Consider the following 20,566-nt stretch of genomic DNA (forward strand, 5'->3'; position numbering starts at 1 on the left):
TCACGCTCCTCTAGTAGGCGAACGAGAGCTGTTTGGGCTCATCGGAATCGGATTCGTCGTCGTCGGTGTGGCCTGGTGGTCGCGAATCGTGCGCGGCCGGGCCCTCGATGACGTAGCGCCGCTGCAACATGAACCACACGACGCCGAGTGCGCCGTAGAGCAGCGTGAACCCGATCAGGGTGACCAACACCGTGCTCGCCGAATGGTTGGAGACGCCGTTCTGCACCAGCATGCTGATCCGGAGCGGATCGAGATCGTCCTCCCAGTTGGGTGCGACAACCCACGGCTGACGCCCCATCTCGGTGAAGATCCAGCCGGAACTGTTGGCCAGGAACGGTGTCGGGATCATCAGCAGGGCGATGAAGCCGAAGCGTCTGGATTCGACCACCCGCTTGCGGCGGGTGAACCACAGACCGCCCAGGGCCACGACGACCGAACCGAGGGCCCAGGTGATCATCGCCCGGAAACCCCAGTAGGTCACGAAGAGGTTCGGTGCGAAGTTCTGGTTGGCCGGGACGTTCGGCTGGCCTGCGAAGGCCTCGGTGTACTGCTCCTGCAATTCCTCGACACCCTGCAGGGTCGAGTCGAAGTCGTGGTTCGCGAGGAAGGACAGCATCTTCGGGATCTCGATGACGTGTTCGATGTTGTCGCAGTTGTTCTGGCGCCCGATCGACAGGACCGAGAAGCCCGGGCCCGTCTCGGTCTCACACAGCGACTCGGCCGAGGCCATCTTCATCGGCTGCTGCTTGAACATGATCTGCGCCTGGAGGTCCCCGGTGATGAACAGGGCGACGCCGGAGACGAGGGTCACCCACAGCGCGAGTCTCGTCACCGGCCGCCAGAGGTCGCGGGCGTCCTTCTCGAGGGCTTCGGGCGTCGCGTCGACGTGGCTCGGGGACGTGCTCTCCGGGATCACGCCGGTGTCGCCGGTTTCGGCGGCCTCGCGGATCTTCTTGGCCCGCCACGAGTTCCGCGCCATCCACCAGATGCCGATCGCCGCGACGAACGTGCCCGCGGTGAGGAAGGCACCGGCGATGACGTGCGGGAAGGCCGCGAGGGTCGTGTTGTTGGTGAGCACCGCGACGAAGTCGTTCATGGCGGGCCGACCGCGTTCGTCATCCCACACGACGCCGACCGGGTGCTGCATCCACGAGTTCGCGGCGATGATGAAGTACGCCGAGGCGTTGACGCCGATGGCCGCCAGCCAGATACACGCCAGGTGCACCCGGCGCGGCAAGCGGTCCCAGCCGAAGATCCAGAGCCCGATGAAGGTCGATTCCAGGAAGAACGCGACCAGGCCCTCCAGGGCAAGCGGTGCGCCGAAGACATCGGCGACGAACCGGCTGTACTCGCTCCAGTTCATGCCGAACTGGAACTCCTGGACGATGCCGGTCGCGACACCCAGTGCGAAGTTGATCAGGAAGAGCTTCCCGAAGAACTTGGTGGCGCGCAGCCACTGCTCGTTGCCGGTGACATGCCACACCGTCTGCATCACCGCGATCATCGGCGCGAGGCCGATGGTCAGGGGCACCAGGATGAAGTGGTAGACGGTCGTGATCCCGAATTGCCATCTGGAGACGTCCAGAGCGTCCATATCGCCTCGAATCGAGTTGCCGGCCCCCGGGCTGCGGGGGCAGATCGAAACCTGCCGGGAACCTACTACTACAGGTAGTAGTAAGTCGTAGGCGCGACGTTACGCCTGGTCACCGGCCTTAACAAGCGCCAAAGGTCCCGCTGACCAGCTCGAAGCGGTGTCTTCCCTCTCACCCGCTCGGGCCTGTGCTCCAGGCCGCGGGTCTCAGGTGTCGGTGACCGGGATCAATTGTCGTCCACGGAGATGGCGCGATCGACCAGATCGGCGAAATTCGCGGAGCCCGACGGAACCGGCATCACATACCGGTTGAGATGGGTGACCCGGGCCGCGAGGGTGACACTGCTGACCAGCCAGACCGAATCGGCCGCCACCAGGTCCTCGGGCCGCAGGAGGTCGGTCTTGGTCGTCCAACCCTCCCGCTCCGCCACGTCGAAAACCGCACTCACGGTCGTCGATTCGAGGATTCCGATCTCGGTGGGCGGCGTCACCAGGGTGTCGCCGTAGACCGCGACGACCGTGGACCGGGGCCCCTCGAGGACCGCGCCCTCGCTGCTGACGAAGATCACGTCGTCGTAGCCCTCGGCGGCCGCGTGACGCAGCGCCGCCATGTTCGTGGCGTAGCTGAGGGTCTTGGCCCCGAGTAGTTGCCACGGCGCCGAGCCGGCGAGGTCGATCGAGAAGCCGCGGTCCAGGGTGACCACCCGCACCCCCTCCGCACGCGCTGCCGCCACCCGGTCGGGCACCGCGTCGACGGTGACATAGGCGGTCGGCGCCGAACCGTGTTCGCGCCCCCGGGAGTACACAAGCCGGAGCAGAGCCTCGCCCGCCGATCCATGCTTCTCGACCCACGCCTGCGTCGCGGCCTCGATCACCCCGCGCCACTCGTCGAGATCGGGTGTCCCGAGCTCCATCGCAGCTGCGCTACGCGCGAGGCGCTCGAGGTGCAGCCGGACGCATCGCGGCCGTCCGGCGCGGACGAGCAGGGTCTCGAAGATGCCGTCGCCGCGAACGGCCGCCAGATCGTCGGCATGGAGGAAGGGAGCGTCGGCATCGTGCTGCGTACCGTCGAGCGAGACAAGGATCGAATCGGCCATGGATAGAAGGCTGCCATGCGTCCCGGCCGTTCGCCGAATCGACCCGTAGAATCGACGCGTGAGCCGTTCACCCATCCTGACCAGGCATTCCGAGGGCGGGGCGGTGCCCGGCCCCGGCGACCTCCACTCCGCTGACACCGCATGGCACTACGGCGATCCACTCGGTGAGCAACGTGCCGCCGCCGCCGGCGTGATCATCGTCGACCGGTCCGACCGTGCCGTGATCGAGATCGCCGGCGACGAACGTCTGACCTGGCTGCACACGATCACCAGTCAGCACATCGCCGCCCTCCCCGACCGGTCGAGCGCCGAGAACCTCTCCCTCGACGCCAACGGCCGTGTGGAAGAGCACTTCGTCCTCACCGACATCGACGGTGTCACCTGGCTCGACACCGAGGGTTCCCGTGGCGAACCGCTGCTCGGTTTCCTGAGCAAGATGGTCTTCTGGGCCAAGGCCGAACCGGCCGCCCGCCCCGACATGAAGGTCGTGACGCTCGTCGGCCCGGGGGCCCTCAGCGGACCCGTCGCCGACCTCCTGGAGATCGGTGCCGACACCGTCGTCTACCAGGCCGGCGGACTGCCCGAGTCACACCACGAGGACGAGCCGCTCGGCTTCTGGCGGCGCATGCCCTCACTCGGCGAGCACCGGGACCTGCCGGTCGTCGACCTCATCGTGCCCGAATACGTGCTGAACCGATGGTGGGACACCCTGACCGAGGCCGGTGCGCGGATGGCCGGCAGCTGGGCGTTCGACGCCCTGCGCGTGGCGGCCCGCCGTCCCCGGCTGGGCGCCGACACCGACGAACGCACCATCCCGCATGAGGTCGACTGGATCGGCGGGCCCGACGAGCTCGGCGCGCTCCACCTCGACAAGGGGTGCTACCGCGGCCAGGAGACCGTCGCCCGGGTCCACAACCTCGGCAAGTCGCCCCGCCGGCTGGTGTTGCTGCACCTCGACGGCAGCAGTGACCAGCGCCCGGCGCCCGGCGACCCGGTGACAGCCGGCGGCCGCACCGTCGGCCGGCTGGGCACCGTCGTCGACCACCACGAGTGGGGCCCCATCGCCCTTGCGCTCGTGAAACGCAACGTCGGCGCCGACGTCGAGCTGACCGTGGGCGCCGAGTCCGCCGTGAGCGCCCGGATCGATCCCGACTCGATCCTCGAGGACGACCGGGTCCAGGCCGGACGCGCCGCCGTGGAACGCCTGCGCAGCGGCCCGGCGGCCCCCGGACGCAACAGTTGAGCGCGGGTGTGGTGCTGGCGGTGTGCGCCGCCGGCGATGACGTGATCCTCGAAGGCATCGGCCGCTCCGCCATCGACAAGCGTCCGCGACAGGGACGCCTCGCCGTCGACGAGCTCGGCCTCGTCGACGATCACGTGGGCAACAAGCGGCACCACGGCGGTGTCGATCAGGCCGTGTACGCCTACGCCGACGACGAGGCGCGCCGGTGGGCCGAGGAGCTCGGACGTGAGCTTCCTTACGGATGGTTCGGCGAGAACCTGCGCATCGACGGGATGGCGGTCACCGACGCGCTGGTCGGCGAACGGTGGGAGGTGGGCGCCGACGGGCTGGTCCTCGAGGTGACCATCCCCCGCGTCCCCTGCAAGACCTTCGCGGTCTGGGCGGGCGAGCCGCGATGGATGAAGCGGTTTCTGGACCAGGCCGATTTCGGCACCTACCTGCGCGTTGTCCAGAACGGCAGCGTGGCGCAGGGCGATCAGATCACCGTCGTCCATCGTCCCGACCACGGGGTGCGCTCTCGCGATCTGCTCGCCGGCGGCGACATCGGGGCGATTCGATCCCTGCTCGCCCGAGACGATCTGCCCGCCAAGGTCCGGCGCGAGGCGACCAAGATGGTGAACAAGTCGGAAAGACGCGTCGGCGCGGCAACCCAGGGTGGACAACACAAATCCTAGAGGCGCGCTAGACTGGTCCGCACGACAGAATTACTTCAAGAGAACGGGGCCGCCAATCGTTTGGCCGCCCCGTCATTGTGCGAGGGGGTCCCATATGGGCCGCGGCCGGGCAAAGGCAAAGCAGACGAAGGTTGCACGTCAGCTGAAGTACTCCACTCCGAACACCGATTTGGAAAGCTTGCAGCGCGAGCTTTCCGGGCAGGGCGATCCGGTTGTAGATCGACCGGATCCGGTGGACGACTGGGTGGACGAAGAGGAGTGGCGACGCGCTTGACGCGCACACTCCTCAGGCGTTGATCTCTCGACGCCTGGGATCACCCCACACACTCTCCGCATGAGCGGACCCGCGGTGACGCGGGCCCATGATTTTGTACGCACCACCCGTTTCTCCATGGGTGGTGCGTGCTCGTGCGCCGGTACGGGGGTGATCTCGTCATCAACAGACGCCGACGCCCGCCGAGGGAATCCCCTCCGGCGGGCGTCGGTTGTCTGTCTGAGTCGGCCCCACACGACTGTCCTTGCGACAGAGCGAGTTCGGGCCGGCGCTAGAAGCGCGGGTGCTCCCCGAGGAGGCTGACACGTGAGTCGTTGTCGGATCGGTCGCTCGCTCGCTTGACCGTCCCCAGGACCCAGTTGTCGACATGCCGCGCGGTCAGCACGGCCTGCGCCCGATCGGTGTCCTCGGGCGCCACGACCGCGACCATGCCGACGCCCATGTTGAAGGTGCGTTCCATCTCGAGCTGCTCCACCCGCCCGCGCTGCCCGATCAGGGTGAAGATCGGCGCGGGCGTCCAGGTGTTCCGCTCGAGTTCCGCGACGAGTCCGTTCGGGATCACCCGCGCCAGGTTCTCGGCGAGTCCACCGCCGGTGATGTGCGCGAAGGTGCGGACATCGGCCTCGGCGATCAGTGCCAGGCAGTCCCGGGCGTAGATCCGGGTCGGCTCGAGCAACTCCTCGCCGAGGGTGCGACCGAACTCCTCGACGTGGCCGAACAGGTCCATGTGGCCCCACTCGAGCAGCACCTTGCGGGCGAGCGAGTAGCCGTTGGAGTGCAATCCCGACGATCCCATGCCGATGACGACGTCACCGGCACGCACACGGTCGGGGGTGAGGACGTTGTCGGCCTCGACGACGCCCACCGCGGTGGCCGACATGTCGTAGTGGTTGTCCTGCATCAGGCCGGGGTGCTCGGCGGTCTCGCCGCCCAGGAGCGCGCAACCGGCCTCGACACATCCGTCGGCGATACCGGCGACGATCTGGGCCACCGTCTCGGGGACCACCTTGCCCACGGCGATGTAGTCCTGCAGGAACAGTGGTTCGGCGCCACAGACGACCAGGTCGTCGACGCACATGGCGACGAGATCGCGACCGACGGTGTCGTGCTTGTCGATCGCCTGTGCCACGGCCAGTTTGGTGCCGACGCCGTCGCTGGCGGCGGCGAGGACCGGCTCCCGGTAGTTGCCCTTCAGTGCGAACAGACCGGAGAAGCCACCGATCCCGCCGAGAACCTCCGGACGCGACGCACGCTTGGCATGGGGCGCAATGAGTTCCACAGCCCGCTCACCGGCGTCGATGTCGACTCCGGCCGCCGCATACGAGGCCGGTGTCGCGCTCCCGGCCGTCTCGTCGGCAGCAGCATCCCGCTCCGTCATCTCCGCAGCACTCCCGTTCCAAGAATCTCGGTCGAACGTTGTTTCCGGCGTGTTCGCCGACGGGTCATACGGTACCGGAGGGCAGATGGCGGGGAATCAGGGCCGCATGACCGCGCTGACGTTGTCGTTCGGCTTGGTCAGCGGGTCCACCGTCCGGTCGCCGGCAGCGCTGGCCAGCATCTGTTCGAGGACGGCCTTGCCCATCGACGTCTCCTTGGGCAGCTCGATCGGGTACTTGCCGTCGAAGCAGGCCGCACACAGGGCCGACGCGGCCTGACCGGTCGAGTTGATCATCTCGTCGATGCTGATGTACCCGAGCGAGTCGGCGCCGATGGCCTGCCGGACACCCTCGACCATGCCGGCCTCGGATTCCATGCCATTGGCGATGAGCTCCGCGGGCGACGCGAAGTCGATGCCGTAAAAACACGGCCACCGGACCGGGCTCGACGCGATGCGAACATGCACCTCGGCGGCCCCGGCCTCCCGCAGCATCCGGATGAGCGCGCGCTGGGTGTTGCCCCGCACGATGGAGTCGTCGACGACGACGAGCTTCTTGCCGCGGATGACCTCGCGCAACGGGTTGAGCTTGAGGCGGATGCCGAGTTGGCGGATCGTCTGCGACGGCTGGATGAAGGTCCGGCCGACGTAGGCGTTCTTCATCAGTCCCTGGCCATACGGGATGCCCGATTCCTGGGCGAAACCGACGGCCGCCGGCACGCCGGACTCCGGTACCGGGATCACCAGGTCACCCTCGGCGGGGTGCTCCTTGGCGAGGCGCCGACCGATCTCCACGCGGGTCGAGTGGACCGAGCGCCCGTGGATCACCGAGTCCGGGCGGGCGAGATAGACGTATTCGAAGACGCAGCCGCTGGGTGTGGGCTCGGCGAAGCGGGAGCTGCGGACCCCGTCGGCGTCGATCGCCAGCAGCTCACCCGGCTCGATGTCCCGGACGAACGACGCACCGACGATGTCGAGGGCGGCGGTCTCCGACGCGACGACCCAGCCGCGATCAAGACGGCCGAGCGACAGCGGACGCACCCCGTGCGGGTCGCGGGCGGCGTAGAGCGTGTGCTCGTCCATGAAGGTCAGGCAGAAGGCGCCCTTGAGCGTCGGCAGCAGTTCCATGGCAGCCTGCTCGATGGAGCTGTCGGCGGCGCCGTGCGCGAGCAGCGCACCCACGACATCGGAGTCCGACGTGGCCGCCGAGCTCTTGATCCCCTGCTCACGCGCACGAGCCGCGAGGTCCGCGGTGTTGACCAGATTGCCGTTGTGGCCCAGCGCGACGCCGGTGCCGGCGTCGGTGGTGCGGAAGATAGGCTGGGAATTCTCCCAGGTGGTCGACCCGGTCGTGGAGTATCGGCAGTGGCCGATCGCCACGTGGCCGCTCATCGCACCGAGGGTCTGCTCGTCGAAGACCTGGCTGACCAGTCCGAGGTCCTTGAAGACCACCACCTGACTGCCGTCGCCGACCGCGATACCGGCGGCCTCCTGGCCGCGATGCTGCAGGGCGTAGAGCCCGTAGTAGCTCAGTTTGGCGACGTCCTCACCGGGTGCCCAGACCCCGAAGACACCGCATTCCTCACGCGGTTCGTTCTCGGGTTCGTCCAGCGGAGCCGGGTTGACCGCGCCCGCGCCGCGTGCGGAGCATCCCCCCGCCGGCGTCGTGGGAGCGAGCAGGTTCATGTTGGCGATCGAATGATCAGGCATCGACTAGCTCCCTGGGGCTGCGGATCGGTCAGTCGAGTGGGCTGGGAGACATCACGGAGTTTACGGGTCCGTCGGCTCCCGATGCGAATCTTGCAGCAGTGTGGGCCGGCGGGTCATTCCTCGACACCGGCGGCGAGTGACGGATCACACTCCGGCTCACCGGTCGCCCGACGCTCCGATCGGGACCAGTGGGAGCAGGTCGGCGACCAGGCCGGCGCGGTGTCCGGAGGCGTCGATGTCGCCCGCGGCGAGCGCGTCGTCGTAGGACAGGACGCCCGCGACGAGCAGCAGCCAGGTCCGCGGCGACATCTCGACGACGTTCGGCGGCGTCCCGCGGGTGTGGCGGGGACCCTCGATGCACTGCACCGCGACGAACGGGGGCACCCGGACCTCGACCGAGTTCCCGGGCGCCAGTTGTTCGAGCGTCCGGGCCGACTGTCGGACGGCGTCGGCGAGGGCGGCCCGTCCCGGCGGCGGCGCGGTCGGGTCGACGAGCCAGTCCGAGACGGCCAGCACTGCGGCTCGGACCTCTGCTGGATCCACTCTCCTGCGTGGCGGCACCCGGCCATTCTCCCAACAGGGTTCGGGGCGGCCCGGATCGGGCAGTATTGACCGCATGGGAGCCGAGGTGTCCAAGCAGCAGTTCACCGGCGAGGACCGGGTTCGTTTCCGGCGTCAGGTGGGGCGCGGGACGGAAGCGATCGCCCGGATGCTCGCCGACGGGTTGTTCACCGACCAGGGGCGTCCGCCGAAGCCGCTGCTCGGCATGGAGGTCGAGCTGAACCTCGTCGACGAGGACATGCGACCGGCGATGGCCAACGCCGCCGTCCTCGAGGCGATCGCCGATCCCGACTATCAGACCGAACTCGGTCAGTTCAACATCGAGATCAACGTCTCGCCGCGACCGTTCACCACCGACGACACGATCTCACTCGAACAGGCGCTCCGCACGTCGCTCAACCGGGCCGAACAGCGGGCCGCGCAGACCTCGAGCCACCTCGTGATGATCGGCATGCTCCCGACGCTGAGGTCCGAACACTTCGCCCATCACTGGATCTCGGCGAACCCACGGTACGACCTGCTGAACGAGCAGATCTTCGCCGCGCGGGGCGAGGACCTCGAGATCGACATCACCGGCGTACCGCTGACCGACGCCCACCACACCGAACACCTGCGCACCTCGACCGACTCGATCCTGCCCGAGGCCGCCTGCACATCCCTCCAGCTGCACCTCCGGGTGGCGCCGGAAGATTTTGCCGCGCATTGGAATGCGGCACAGGCCATCGCCGGTGTGCAGGTCGCACTGGCCGGCAACTCGCCGTTCCTCGCCGAGACCGCGCTGTGGCACGAGAGCCGCATCCCGGTCTTCGAGCAGGCCACCGACACCCGTCCGCTGGAGCTGAAGAATCAAGGCGTGCGGCCTCGAGTGTGGTTCGGGGAGCGATGGATCAACACGATCTTCGACCTCTTCGAGGAGAACACCCGCTACTTCCCCGCCCTCCTCCCGGTCTCCACCGACACCGATCCACTCGCCGAACTCGACGACGGACGCATCCCGACCCTCGACGAGCTGCGCCTACACAACGGGACCGTGTACCGCTGGAACCGGCCGGTCTACGACATCCACGAGGGCCAGGCCCACCTCCGCGTCGAGAACCGCGTGCTGCCCGCCGGCCCGACGGTCGTCGACACGATGGCCAATGCCGCCTTCTACTACGGTGTCGTCCGCGGTCTCGTCGAGTCCGACCGCCCGCTGTGGTCGCGGATGTCGTTCAATGCCGCCGCCGAGAACCTGCAGTCCGGCGCACGCGCCGGGATGGAGTCCCAGTTGTACTGGCCCGACGTCGGCTGGGTCCGGCCCGACGAACTCGTCCTCCGCCGGCTCCTCGTGCTCGCCGAGGACGGACTGCGTCGGTTCGGGGTCTCCGACAAGGCCCGCAAGCGCTACCTCTCGGTCATCGAGGGCCGCTGCATCTCTCGTCAGACCGGGTCGGTCTGGCAACGCCAGGCCGTGGCGGCCCGCGAACGCGCGGGCGAGAGCCGGGCGCAGGCCTTGCAGGGAATGCTGCGCGACTACGTGACCCAGATGCACGAGGGCGAGCCGGTACACACCTGGGAGGTCTGAGACCCGGCCGTCGACCCGAGGCGACGGAGCTGCTTTAATGGAAACAATTTCCATTAAGGAGGCTCCGTTGAAGGTCCGTGCATCCATCCGTTCGTTGAAGACCCAGCCCGGCTCGCAGGTGGTCAAGCGCAAGGGACGCATCTACGTGATCAACAAGGGCAACCCCAGATTCAAGGCGCGCCAGGGTTGATGGCCGGCGCGGAGGGCGACGTTCCGCTCGCCGCCGCGGGGACTTCCGCCCAGTCCGCGCGAGAAGGTTGTCACACCGGTCCCCGCGCATCAGCATGCTCGGCATGACCATCACCGAACGCTACGCCGACCCCGAAGCCACCCTCGACGTGGTCAGCGAGGTCCTCGGCGTTCAGCTGGCGCACCGTTCGGTCCGTCGGTTCCTGCCGGATCCCGTCGATGATGCCCGGCTCCACGCCATCGTCGCGGCGGCACAGTCGGCCCCGACAGCGTCGAACCTGCAGGCGTGGAGCGTGATCGCGGTGCGAGATCCGGATCGCAAGCGCCGGTTGTCGGTGCTGGCCAACAACCAGGGGTTCATCGACGACGCGCCGCTGTTCCTGGTCTGGGTCGCCGATCTCGGCCGTGCCCGGCGCCTCGCTACGCGCCGGGCAGTGCCGCTCGATGCGACCGACTATCTGGAATCCACGATCATCGGGTTCGTCGACACCGCACTCGCCGCCCAGAACGCGGTCGTCGCCGCCGAATCACTGGGCCTCGGCACGGTGTTCGTCGGCGCAATCCGTAATCACCCCTTAGAGGTGGCCGACGAGCTGAGATTGCCCGACCATGCGATCGCAACCTTCGGGCTGGCGATCGGCCGACCCGACCCCACCGAGCCTGCGGGCGTCAAACCCCGCCTCCCCCAAGCCGCCGTTCTCCACCGGGAGACCTACGACGCCGCGGCCGCGGACTCGCACGTCGATACCTACGACGAAACCCTGACCGGATACAACAGCCGGCATGGCCTCGACGGCGACTGGAGCACAAGGGTTCTCGCCCGGCTCGCCGGCGCAGAGTCGTTGCACGGTCGGGAGAACCTACGTGCCCAATTAGAAGCGCGCGGGCTGCCGTCGTGGTGACAACGCCCGGTTGACTGCAACGAGGATGTTCGTTGTTCCGCTAGGTTATATCTGTTGCCGCCGACAAGCTCCCTTCACCATCACAAGAGACCATACAGATTGCTGGACAGAGCTTTTCGCGACCAGATGCGCCGAGATCGTGTACACTCGAACGTACATTCGCAGCAACGGCTCCCGGGGGAGGTGACCGTCATGGCCGACACGACACACGTCGACGACGATTCGGCGGCGCCGCAACCGCGTGCCGTCGAGCTGGTGGCCGAGCTGCATGCGATTCTCGACAAATTGCAGACTGTGGACCTGTCGCCGTGTACCGATGCCGAGTTGATTGACGTGGCAGCCGATACCGAACGTGCCATCGCACGCCTGACCGTTGCCGGTGACCGGCAGATGGATCAGGTCGAAGCCCGCGACCTCCCCCGCAAGGCCGGCTGCCGAACCCTCATGCAGTTCATGACCCACCGGCTGCGGGTCTCCAACCCGACGCGCCGACGCAAGCAGATGGACGCCACCGCCACCCGCACCAGCCTCGGCGGTGAAATCTTGGAACCCGAACACCCCTGCCTGGCTGAGGCATTCGCGCGAGGCGCCGTCGGCACCGCACACGTCCAATCCGCCCTCGACGTCCTCGACGTCCTCGACCGCATCCCGAACGCTGTCGACCACGACGTGAAAGTCGCTGCGGAACGGCAGATGGCCGAGATCGCCGCCGACCACACACCCGCCGACATCACCCAATTGGGCGCGCGCTTGTTGGCCCATCTCGACCCGGACGGCACCCTGTCCGACGACACCGACCAGAAACGACGCCGCGGCGTGTGGATCGGGCGGCAACGCGCCGACGGCACCGCCACCATCTCCGGCACCCTCACCCCTGAACTCGCCGCCCGACTCACGATGATGTTCGCCGTCTGGGGCAAACCCGGACTCAACAACCCCGACGACCCGAACTCGCCCAGCGGGCCGGCCGGCACCGCCGATTCCGACGCCCTGGCCCTCGCAGCCGACCGCGACCAACGCACCCCCGCCCAGACCAATCACGACGCACTGGACGCCGCACTCACCGCCGGTTTCGCCGACGGCACGCTCGGAACCTCGCACCGCGGGCTGCCCGTGCAACTGATCATCAAAGGCGACCTCAATGATCTGATCCGTGAAGCCGGACTCGCCACCACCGCCACCGGCACCCTGCTGCCCATCCCCGACCTGATCGCGATGGCCGGCGAGATCCAGCCGTGGTTGGCGATCTTCAAAGACGCCACCGCGGTGCCGCTGCATTTCGGTAGGGGCAAGCGTCTCGCCACCCGCGAACAACGCCTCGTCTCCTTCGCCCGCCCCGACGGTGAAGTCTGTTCCGCACCCGGATGCGACCAGCCCGCCACCCACGTCGAACTCCATCACGCCCAGAAGGATTGGGCCAAGGGTGGTCTCACCGACATCGACGACCTCGCCCCGGCCTGCCCGCGGCACAACCGGATGGTCGGCGACCAACCCGGGCAATACACCACGCGAATCGAACGGTCCGGACCCGACGAAGGCCGCTGCCTCTGGCGGTTGAATGCCGAGCCCGGCGCGCCACCCAACCCCGAACGCATCAACCGCCGACCCGACATACCCCGGCGATTCGCCGAACATCTGAACACCGTGCGCAACGAGATCCACGGACCACCAACCCGGTCCGGCGATCAACCACGCCCAGACCTGTCGCGCGCCGACGCCGTCGGCTATGGCGACAGCGGCCGGCGCCTCGAACTCGCCTACCGCGAATTGGTCCACCCGCGAACATTGCCGGAAGATCTCATCACCCGATCCCTTACTCCAGTCGAAGCAGAACTCGCACGCATACTCACCGACCACGTGTGATCGCAGCGCAACTCGACCGACTTTGCGCCGACGGCGAGTGGACGGCGCGATACGCCGTAACCAATGCGGCCCATCTGTGCGGGCCGCCCACGATGGTGCAGGCGGAAATCAAGGCCATCGACACCTCCCACAAGTTCGGATCACCCCGACCACCGTCGTCGAGAGCGACTACTTCCGCGCGAACAACCCCCGGCCGGTCACGAGCGGGAGATCGAGTGCGGTGACCAGGCCTGGCTTCGCATCGACAACGGCTGCAACGGAATTGACCAGGCGCATCGCGGTGACGATCATGCCGGACACGTTGTGGTCGCCGTTCTCGCCGTGATGCCCGAACTCGACGGCCATCTCGGGTTCGCCGGAGATCTCGATGCGGTAGCACCCGTCCCCCGTGGTCGGAGACGGCCAGTCCGGGCACTGATCGGGGTGGGTGCGTGTGTAGTGTTCCAGCACAACGCGATCCACGCCGTCGACCTGGCCGACGACCTCGAAGCGCACCGCGGCCATCGTCCCCTTGGGGATCTCGACGGACACCGTGGAGTAGTCGCGATCGGCCTCCACCCGGTCGACACGTTCGACGAGCGGCTCGTCGAGCACGAGGTCGAGGCCGGCGGCGATCTGTCGAACGACACTCCCCCACCCCATCGACAGGATGCCCGGCGCGAAGATCAGCGGTGTCGTGTCCAGGGGCCGGCCGAAGCCGAACAGGTCACGCATGACGACCGGCTGGTAGTAGGTCGAGTAGTCGGCGATCTCCTGACAGCGCACCTCGTCGATGCGCTGCGACAGGCTCGTCATCGCCAGCGGCAGCACGTCGTTGGCGAATCCCGGGTCGATGCCGTTGACGTGGAGGCTCGCCCCGCCCGACTCGCCCGCGGCCGCGATCCGGTCCAGAAGCGAATCCGGCAGAATCCCCTGCGGGAACTGCAGCACCACCGGGCCGCTCGACACCACGTTGATCCCGTTCTCCACGAAGAAGATGAGGTCTTCGATCGACTCCATGACGCGATCGTCGGTCATCGCCGTGTGCACGATGCAGTCGGGTTTCAGGGCGATCAACGCATCACGGTCGTCGGTCGCGGCGACGCCCAGCTCACGGTCGAGACCGGCCAGCTCACCGGCGTCCTTGCCGACCTTGGCGGGGTCGGACACCCACACCCCCACGAGTTCGAGGTCGGGCCGGGCGTCGATCCCGGCGATGGCATGTCGTCCGACGGTTCCGGTCGACCACTCGACCACGCGCAATGTCATGCGAACCAAACTAGAACACGTTCCACTTCGGCGCGTCGATTCGGTGAGATGCATCGCTAAGGTCGGAGCTGTGACTGCCATGTCGCCCTCAGATCCCGCGGCCGCCCCGATCGCCATCGACCACGCCGGCCATCGGACGATGCTCAAGTGGCACCGTGGCCGACGCCGCGCCGACGATCCGGAGTTCACCGCGACCCGCATCGTCGAGGGCATGCGTCTCGGCGCGAGCATCGAGATCGACCTCGTGATCCACGCCGAGCGCGGCTTCGCCGTCCTGCACGACCGCACCGTCGACCACGCCACCACCGGCACCGGCACGGTGTCGGCACTCCCCGCGTCGTACCTGCGCGACCTGCACTTGCGGGACAACACCGGCCGACCCATCGAGGATCGCGTGCTCCTGCTCGAGGATCTGACCGAGCTCTTCGACGGCGTCGACGTCGCGCCCACCGCGTCGCTCCAGCTCGACTTCAAGGAAGACGACGCCGCTCTCGACCCGGCGGCCGTGGCGGTGTTCGCCCGCAGCGTTGCGCCGCACGCGAGGCACTACATCCTGTCGTGCGGCGACGCCGCGGCGGTCGAGACGCTGACCTCGGCCGCGCCGGGCATCCGGATCGGTTACGACCCTTGCCATCACGGTGCCGCCGAGGCCGCGATCCGATCCAGGGACTTCGACGGCTTCGTCGACCGCGCGGTGGCGGCATCACCGGATGCCGAGATGGTCTACCTGGAGAACCGGTTGATCCTGGCGGCCGATCGTCGCGGCCACGATCTGATCGGCGCTTTTCACGAGAACCGTCGTCTGGTCGACGGGTACACGGTCACGCGGGTCGGGCCACGTGTCGCCCCGGACATCAGACGGTTGCTGGACTTGCGGATCGATCAGATCACGACCGACGATCCCGAGGCCCTGGCGACGCTCGACCTCGACGATCCGGTGCGCGAGCCCGGTTCGCGGCTGGCTCGCTGGATCCGCGGTGCCGCCAGACGTTCACACGTGGAGTGACCAGAACGGTTCGACCGGGATGTTCCGGATCGCGAACCAGGCCACCACGACCACCAGTACGACGACGCCGGAGTAGCGGAGATGCTGCCAGCTGCGAATCCGGCGGCCGGTCCACAGCCGCACGCAGTATGCCGCGAAGGCGACGAGCAGCAACCCCATCGCGAGCACCCCGACGGCGTTGTAGTGCAGGGCGGCCGGGACATCACCGTGGAGCAGCGAATAGATCGCGCGGAGCGATCCGCAACCAGGGCATGTCACGCCGAAGATCAGCTTGGTCGGACACACCGGAAGGGCGCCACCCGGTGTCGTCGGATCGCCGAACCACACGCCCGCACAGACCATCCCGGTACCGGCGACGACGGTCGCCGGCCCGAGGAACCGATGCTTCGAGAGGGCCGAGACCCGTCCGAGGACGGCCCTCTCGAAGCGCTCAGTACGTGGACGTGGACGCGGAGGCGCCGAGGAGGATGACAAAGAAGATGACATAGACGATGACGATCAGCACCCAGATGACGACCGACGAGATGGCACTCCACATCGCCCATTTCTTGGCCTCGTCGGCGGCCTTCTGCGCACCGGCGTAATCGCCGGCCGCCCACAGCTTGCTGACCGACGTCGACTTCACGATCGACACGATCCCGAGCGGCAGGCAGCACAGCACCGTGGCCAGGATCGCCCACACGAGGTTGTTGTCCGGCTCCGGACCCGCCGGGTTGCCGCCCGGGAATCCACCGTACGGCTGCTGTCCGTAACCACCCGCGCCGTAGTTCGGCGGCTGGTTCGGATCATAGGGGTAGCTCATCTGCGCCCTTTCGACTCGGTCAGAGAACTCAAGGAGCGTAACCGACCGCCACCGGGCGCGACACGTCTGCAAACGATATTGATTCCATTGACGTACAACGGAATCCTCGCAGGCTACAACGTTGCGAGATGCAACTAGACGGCGTCGCCGAACATCCTCGGAAGGGTGCCCTCGTGGACCTCGCGGAGTTCGGCGAGAGGCACCGAGAAGTAGTCCTGGACCTCGACCGCGTCGCTGCCCTGATCGACCACGCCGATCCGCGTCCACGGCAGCGTGCGTGCGTCGAGCATCGCGGTGAACCGTGACTCCTCGGTACGCGGCACCGCGACGAGCACCCGGCCGGCCGATTCGGAGAACAACCAGACGAACGGGTCGGCGTCTTGGGGCAGCAGGATCCGGCAGCCGGTCTCACCGGCCAGGGCCGCCTCGACGACGGTCTGGATCAGCCCGCCCTCGCTGAGATCGTGTGCCGCGGAGATCAGTCCGTCGCGCGACGACGCGGTCAGGATCTCGGCGAGCAGTCGTTCCCGCTCGAGGTCGACCTGCGGCGGAACGCCACCGAGATGATCGTGGCTGACCTGCGCCCAGATCGAGCCGTCGAACTCGTCCCGCGTCTCACCCAGGAGGATGAGCGTCTCGCCCGGTTCGGTGCCGATCCCGGTCGGGATGCGTCGGTGCACGTCGTCGATCACGCCGAGGACACCGACCACCGGGGTCGGGAGGATGGCCGTCGCCCCGGTCTGGTTGTAGAAGCTCACGTTGCCGCCGGTGACCGGGATGCCGAGCTGTGCACAGCCGTCGGCAAGTCCGCGGACCGCCTGCTGGAACTGCCACATCACCGCGGGGTCCTCCGGCGAGCCGAAGTTGAGGCAGTTGGTGACGGCCTTCGGCGTCGCACCGGAGACGGCGACGTTGCGGTAGGCCTCGGCGAGCGCGAGCTGGGCCCCGCGGTACGGATCGAGGAAGGTGTAACGGCCCGAGGCGTCGGTCGCCAGCGCGATCCCGCGCCCGGACTCCTCGTCGATCCGGATCAAGCCCGAGTCGGCGTGTTCGGCGAGAACGGTGTTGCCGCGGACGTACCGGTCGTACTGGTCGGTGATGAACTTGCGGCTGCACAGCGCGGGTGAGGCGAGCATGGTCAGCAAGGTCTCGCGCAGCTGATCGGGTGTGCTCGGACGCTGCAGCGGTTCGGTGGTCGACGCGATGACGGTGTCCTGCCAGTCGGGTCGGGCGACCGGGCGCTCGTAGACCGGACCGTCGTGGGCGACGGTGCGCGGCGGCACGTCGACGACGGTCTCACCGTGCCAGGTGATGACCAGCTGATCACCGTCGGTGACCTCGCCGATGACGGTCGCGAGCACGTCCCACTTGCGGCAGACCTCGAGGAACTTCTCGACGTTCTCCGGCGTCACCACCGCACACATGCGTTCCTGCGACTCGCTGGAGAGCACCTCCGCCGGGGTCATGCCCTCGGCGCGCATCGGCACCTTCTCCAGGTCGATGTGCATGCCACCGTCGCCTGCCGCAGCCAGTTCGCTGGTCGCACAGGACAATCCGGCACCGCCGAGATCCTGGATGCCCACCACGAGGCCGGCGTGGTAGAGCTCGAGACAGCACTCGATGAGCACCTTCTCGGTGAACGGGTCGCCGACCTGCACGCTCGGCAGCTTCTTGCGGTTGGGCCGAGATCCCGCTGCACCACTGGACCCGCTCGCCTCGCTCCCGGCGTCCGCGTCGTCGAAGGTCTCCGACGCCAGCACCGACACACCACCGATGCCGTCGAGCCCGGTACGCGCGCCGAACAGGATGATCTTGTTGCCCGCGCCCGAGGCGAAGGCCAGGTGCAGGTCCTCGGTGCGCAGCACACCGGCACACAGCGCGTTGACGAGCGGGTTGCCCGCGTAGCTGGCGTCGAACACGGTCTCGCCGCCGACGTTCGGCAGGCCGAGCGAGTTGCCGTAACCGCCCACGCCGCGCACCACGCCGTCGACGACGCGGCGGGTGTCCGGGGCGTCGGCCGGGCCGAAGCGCAGCTGATCCATGACCGCGATGGGACGCGCACCCATCGCCATGATGTCGCGCACGATTCCGCCGACGCCGGTCGCGGCGCCCTGGTACGGCTCGACGTAGCTCGGGTGGTTGTGCGATTCGACCTTGAAGGTCACCGCCCAGCCGTCACCGATGTCGACGACACCGGCGTTCTCGCCGATACCGGCCAGCATGCTCGCACGCATCTCGTCGGTGGTGGTCTCGCCGAAGTAGCGCAGGTGCACCTTCGACGACTTGTAGCTGCAGTGTTCGGACCACATCACCGAATACATGGCGAGTTCCGCGTCGGTGGGCCGGCGGCCCAGGATCTCGCGGATGCGCGCGTACTCGTCGTCCTTGAGACCGAGTTCGCGGAAGGGTTGCGGATGATCCGGGGTCTGGGCAGCGGCTGAGACGGTATCCACCTGGGCACTCACTCTGATCAGTCTAGGCGGACGCGGGCGGTTCCGGCCGTCGGGGCGGTCCGGGTGCGGACCTGGGAGATCTGCACCCGGCGCCGGGGCGGTCTAGCGATAGTCTGTCCCCGGCGACCGAGCGGATGCGCCCGGGGAGATCGGTACAGGGGCTTCGGTACGCCGATGGGACGACACAGGGGGAAGCGATGGCCGATGTCCGCAAGGCGAGGGCGCTCTTCGAACTCGGTGTCCTGTCGCTGAACATCCCCGTCGAGGGCCAGGAGCCCGTCGACAATCCCGCCCAGGCCGCCAAGGCCTTCACCCGCGCGACGGAGTGGGATCCGTCCCTGGGTGACGCCTGGATCGGCAGGCTCGCCTGCGGCGACAACAGCAACGAGGTCCTCCTGGGTCTCTACCGCGCACGCGGATCGATCGGCGCGGAGCAGCGCCGGCTCGGACTCCCGCCCGGTACGATCGCGGGGCGCTGGTACACGGGCATGATGATCGACTTCCCGGCGTCGAGTGCGGTCGAGGCGACCGCGGCCTATGCCGCCAGCCTGGTTCGCGGAGCGGACTTCGCCGGTGCCGAAGACGTGCTCGACGAGGTGCCCCCGGCCCATCGCGTGCCGATCGTGGACTTCGTGCGCGCCTTCCTCCACTTCGCCACCCAGCGGTGGCCCGACGTCCTGACGTCGCTCACCAGGTCGGATCGGTGGAACGACCCCTACATGCAGGCCGTCGCCGACTTCATGGCCGGGACGTCGTGTGTGCACCTCGGCATGCTCGGCGAGGGCATGCGCCGACTGCAGAACGCGGTCGACGGCCCGATCGCGGCCTGTTCGACGCAGGCGATGTTCGTCTACGGCCTCGCCCTGCGCGAGCAGGGACAGGAAGAGAAGGCCAAGTCGATGTTCGAGCAGGCCTATGCCCGCGACCCGTCGCTCGCGGCCGCGGCCGAGGCCATCCGCTCGCCTTCCCTCCGCGTGACCGCGACGACTCCCGAACAGATCGCCGAGCGCACCGACCGGTGGGACCCGAAGTCGGTGCCCGATCGCGCCGAGACCCTGGTGTCGGGGTCCGGGGATCCGGATGAGCAGAGCTCCCTGGTGACCGAGGCGCAACGCGAACTGGCCGAACAGATCGGGCTCGACTCGGTGAAGCAGCAGGTGGCCAAACTGCAGTCGACCGCGACGCTGGCGAAGGTCCGCGCCGACCGCGGGTTGTCGACGTCGGCGCGCAGCCTGCACCTCGCCTTCACCGGACCGCCCGGCACCGGCAAGACCACGGTGGCGCGCATCGTCGCCAAGATCTACTGCGGCCTGGGGTTCATCAAGTCCGACAAGGTGGTGGAGGCGACCCGCCGCGACATGGTCGGCGAGCACCTCGGCAGCACCGCGATCAAGACCTCGGCGCTGATCGACTCCGCGATGGACGGTGTCCTGTTCATCGACGAGGCCTACACCCTGATCCAGCAGGGATTGTCCGGCGGCGACGCGTTCGGTCGCGAGGCCGTCGACACGCTGCTGGCGCGGATGGAGGACGACCGCGACCGGCTCGTCGTCATCATCGCCGGCTACGACTCCGAGATCGATCGGTTCCTCGCGTCCAACGACGGCCTGGCCTCGCGCTTCGCCCGCCGCGTGCGCTTCGACTCCTACACTCCCGACGAGCTCGCTCGTATCGCCGAATTCATTGCGCGCAAGCGGGACTCGTCGCTGACCCGCGAGGCGATGACCGAGATCGAGCAGGCGTGCGCTCCGCTGTACCACGATGTCCGCGAACACCAGGGCACCGTGCGGCGCGCCACCGATCTCGCCGGTAACGGTCGCTTCATCCGCAACATCATCGAGGCGGCCGAGGAGGAGCGCGAGTTCCGCCTCAGCGGTGCCGGCGATTTCGACGCACTCAGCCAGGACGACCTCATGCGCATCGAGACCGCCGACGTCCGGTCGGCCATCTCGGGCGTCCTCTCCGGGCTCATGCGCTGAATGCCCCACCGACCCACCCCGTCGGCCCGGACAGC

General features: G+C 68.0%; 18 protein-coding genes. 9 read left to right on the forward strand and 9 right to left on the reverse strand.

From position 1 onward, the window contains the following. Positions 1–10 precede the first annotated feature (10 nt). On the reverse strand, positions 11–1,594 hold the full coding sequence (locus AB4Z55_RS22995) for a cytochrome ubiquinol oxidase subunit I (protein ID WP_101820933.1): 1,584 nt from the start codon (positions 1,592–1,594) through the stop codon (positions 11–13). A gap of 224 nt (positions 1,595–1,818) precedes the next feature. Continuing rightward, positions 1,819–2,688, reverse strand: a complete 870-nt coding sequence (locus AB4Z55_RS23000) for an aminodeoxychorismate lyase (protein ID WP_369520619.1) — start codon at positions 2,686–2,688, stop codon at positions 1,819–1,821. A gap of 58 nt (positions 2,689–2,746) precedes the next feature. Between AB4Z55_RS23000 and AB4Z55_RS23005 the strand changes: the two genes are divergently transcribed. The 3 genes from AB4Z55_RS23005 to AB4Z55_RS23015 all read left to right on the forward strand — a co-directional run bounded on the left by AB4Z55_RS23005 (position 2,747) and on the right by AB4Z55_RS23015 (position 4,879). Beyond that, positions 2,747–3,931 carry a folate-binding protein YgfZ gene (locus tag AB4Z55_RS23005; RefSeq protein ID WP_369520620.1) on the forward strand — a complete coding sequence of 395 codons (1,185 nt, stop codon included), beginning with the start codon at positions 2,747–2,749 and terminating at the stop codon, positions 3,929–3,931. Beyond that, entirely contained in the window at positions 3,928–4,605 is a 678-nt protein-coding gene (locus tag AB4Z55_RS23010) for an MOSC domain-containing protein (protein ID WP_257881262.1), read from the forward strand. The genes AB4Z55_RS23005 and AB4Z55_RS23010 overlap by 4 nt, the downstream gene beginning before the upstream one ends. A gap of 94 nt (positions 4,606–4,699) precedes the next feature. Further along, positions 4,700–4,879 (forward strand): DUF3073 domain-containing protein, encoded by a 180-nt coding sequence (locus AB4Z55_RS23015; protein ID WP_004020923.1) that lies wholly within the window; start codon positions 4,700–4,702, stop codon positions 4,877–4,879. 271 nt (positions 4,880–5,150) lie between these two features. Here the strand turns inward: AB4Z55_RS23015 and purM are convergent, their stop codons facing one another. From purM to AB4Z55_RS23030, 3 genes are all read right to left on the reverse strand, one after another. Further along, positions 5,151–6,257, reverse strand: a complete 1,107-nt coding sequence (gene purM, locus AB4Z55_RS23020) for a phosphoribosylformylglycinamidine cyclo-ligase (RefSeq protein ID WP_064569499.1) — start codon at positions 6,255–6,257, stop codon at positions 5,151–5,153. Between the two features lie 96 nt (positions 6,258–6,353). Then, a complete protein-coding gene (gene purF, locus AB4Z55_RS23025) occupies positions 6,354–7,964 on the reverse strand; it encodes an amidophosphoribosyltransferase (protein WP_004020925.1) in 1,611 nt (536 codons plus the stop codon). 156 nt (positions 7,965–8,120) lie between these two features. Beyond that, positions 8,121–8,525 (reverse strand): sterol carrier family protein, encoded by a 405-nt coding sequence (locus tag AB4Z55_RS23030; RefSeq protein WP_051987072.1) that lies wholly within the window; start codon positions 8,523–8,525, stop codon positions 8,121–8,123. Positions 8,526–8,580: 55 nt separating this feature from the next. Between AB4Z55_RS23030 and AB4Z55_RS23035 the strand changes: the two genes are divergently transcribed. The 4 genes from AB4Z55_RS23035 to AB4Z55_RS23050 all read left to right on the forward strand — a co-directional run bounded on the left by AB4Z55_RS23035 (position 8,581) and on the right by AB4Z55_RS23050 (position 13,043). Beyond that, on the forward strand, positions 8,581–10,089 hold the full coding sequence (locus tag AB4Z55_RS23035) for a hypothetical protein (RefSeq protein WP_004020927.1): 1,509 nt from the start codon (positions 8,581–8,583) through the stop codon (positions 10,087–10,089). 67 nt (positions 10,090–10,156) lie between these two features. Beyond that, positions 10,157–10,279 (forward strand): type B 50S ribosomal protein L36, encoded by a 123-nt coding sequence (gene ykgO, locus AB4Z55_RS23040; protein ID WP_369520621.1) that lies wholly within the window; start codon positions 10,157–10,159, stop codon positions 10,277–10,279. A gap of 103 nt (positions 10,280–10,382) precedes the next feature. Next, positions 10,383–11,180, forward strand: a complete 798-nt coding sequence (locus AB4Z55_RS23045; RefSeq protein WP_369520622.1) for an NADPH-dependent oxidoreductase — start codon at positions 10,383–10,385, stop codon at positions 11,178–11,180. Positions 11,181–11,372: 192 nt separating this feature from the next. Further along, positions 11,373–13,043 (forward strand): DUF222 domain-containing protein, encoded by a 1,671-nt coding sequence (locus AB4Z55_RS23050; protein WP_369520623.1) that lies wholly within the window; start codon positions 11,373–11,375, stop codon positions 13,041–13,043. A gap of 168 nt (positions 13,044–13,211) precedes the next feature. Here AB4Z55_RS23050 and AB4Z55_RS23055 read toward each other — a convergent pair whose 3' ends face one another. Continuing rightward, on the reverse strand, positions 13,212–14,291 hold the full coding sequence (locus AB4Z55_RS23055) for a diacylglycerol kinase (RefSeq protein ID WP_101820928.1): 1,080 nt from the start codon (positions 14,289–14,291) through the stop codon (positions 13,212–13,214). 79 nt (positions 14,292–14,370) lie between these two features. Here AB4Z55_RS23055 and AB4Z55_RS23060 point away from each other — a divergent pair, with 79 nt between their 5' ends. Then, positions 14,371–15,297 carry a glycerophosphodiester phosphodiesterase gene (locus AB4Z55_RS23060; RefSeq protein WP_369521052.1) on the forward strand — a complete coding sequence of 309 codons (927 nt, stop codon included), beginning with the start codon at positions 14,371–14,373 and terminating at the stop codon, positions 15,295–15,297. On the opposite strand, the gene AB4Z55_RS23065 is transcribed toward AB4Z55_RS23060, so the two are convergent. From AB4Z55_RS23065 to purL, 3 genes are all read right to left on the reverse strand, one after another. Beyond that, positions 15,283–15,639 carry a DUF2752 domain-containing protein gene (locus tag AB4Z55_RS23065; protein ID WP_101820927.1) on the reverse strand — a complete coding sequence of 119 codons (357 nt, stop codon included), beginning with the start codon at positions 15,637–15,639 and terminating at the stop codon, positions 15,283–15,285. The genes AB4Z55_RS23060 and AB4Z55_RS23065 overlap by 15 nt on opposite strands. Positions 15,640–15,727: 88 nt before the next feature. After that, positions 15,728–16,099, reverse strand: coding sequence for a CD225/dispanin family protein (locus AB4Z55_RS23070; RefSeq protein ID WP_004023149.1), 372 nt, complete (start codon positions 16,097–16,099; stop codon positions 15,728–15,730). A gap of 134 nt (positions 16,100–16,233) precedes the next feature. After that, positions 16,234–18,564 (reverse strand): phosphoribosylformylglycinamidine synthase subunit PurL, encoded by a 2,331-nt coding sequence (gene purL, locus AB4Z55_RS23075; protein WP_369520624.1) that lies wholly within the window; start codon positions 18,562–18,564, stop codon positions 16,234–16,236. A gap of 185 nt (positions 18,565–18,749) precedes the next feature. Here purL and eccA point away from each other — a divergent pair, with 185 nt between their 5' ends. Beyond that, entirely contained in the window at positions 18,750–20,531 is a 1,782-nt protein-coding gene (gene eccA, locus AB4Z55_RS23080; RefSeq protein WP_369520625.1) for a type VII secretion AAA-ATPase EccA, read from the forward strand. Positions 20,532–20,566: the final 35 nt, after the last annotated feature.

This window comes from Gordonia sp. ABKF26, from assembly GCF_041103195.1.
GTDB classification, from domain to species: Bacteria; Actinomycetota; Actinomycetes; order Mycobacteriales; family Mycobacteriaceae; genus Gordonia; species Gordonia terrae.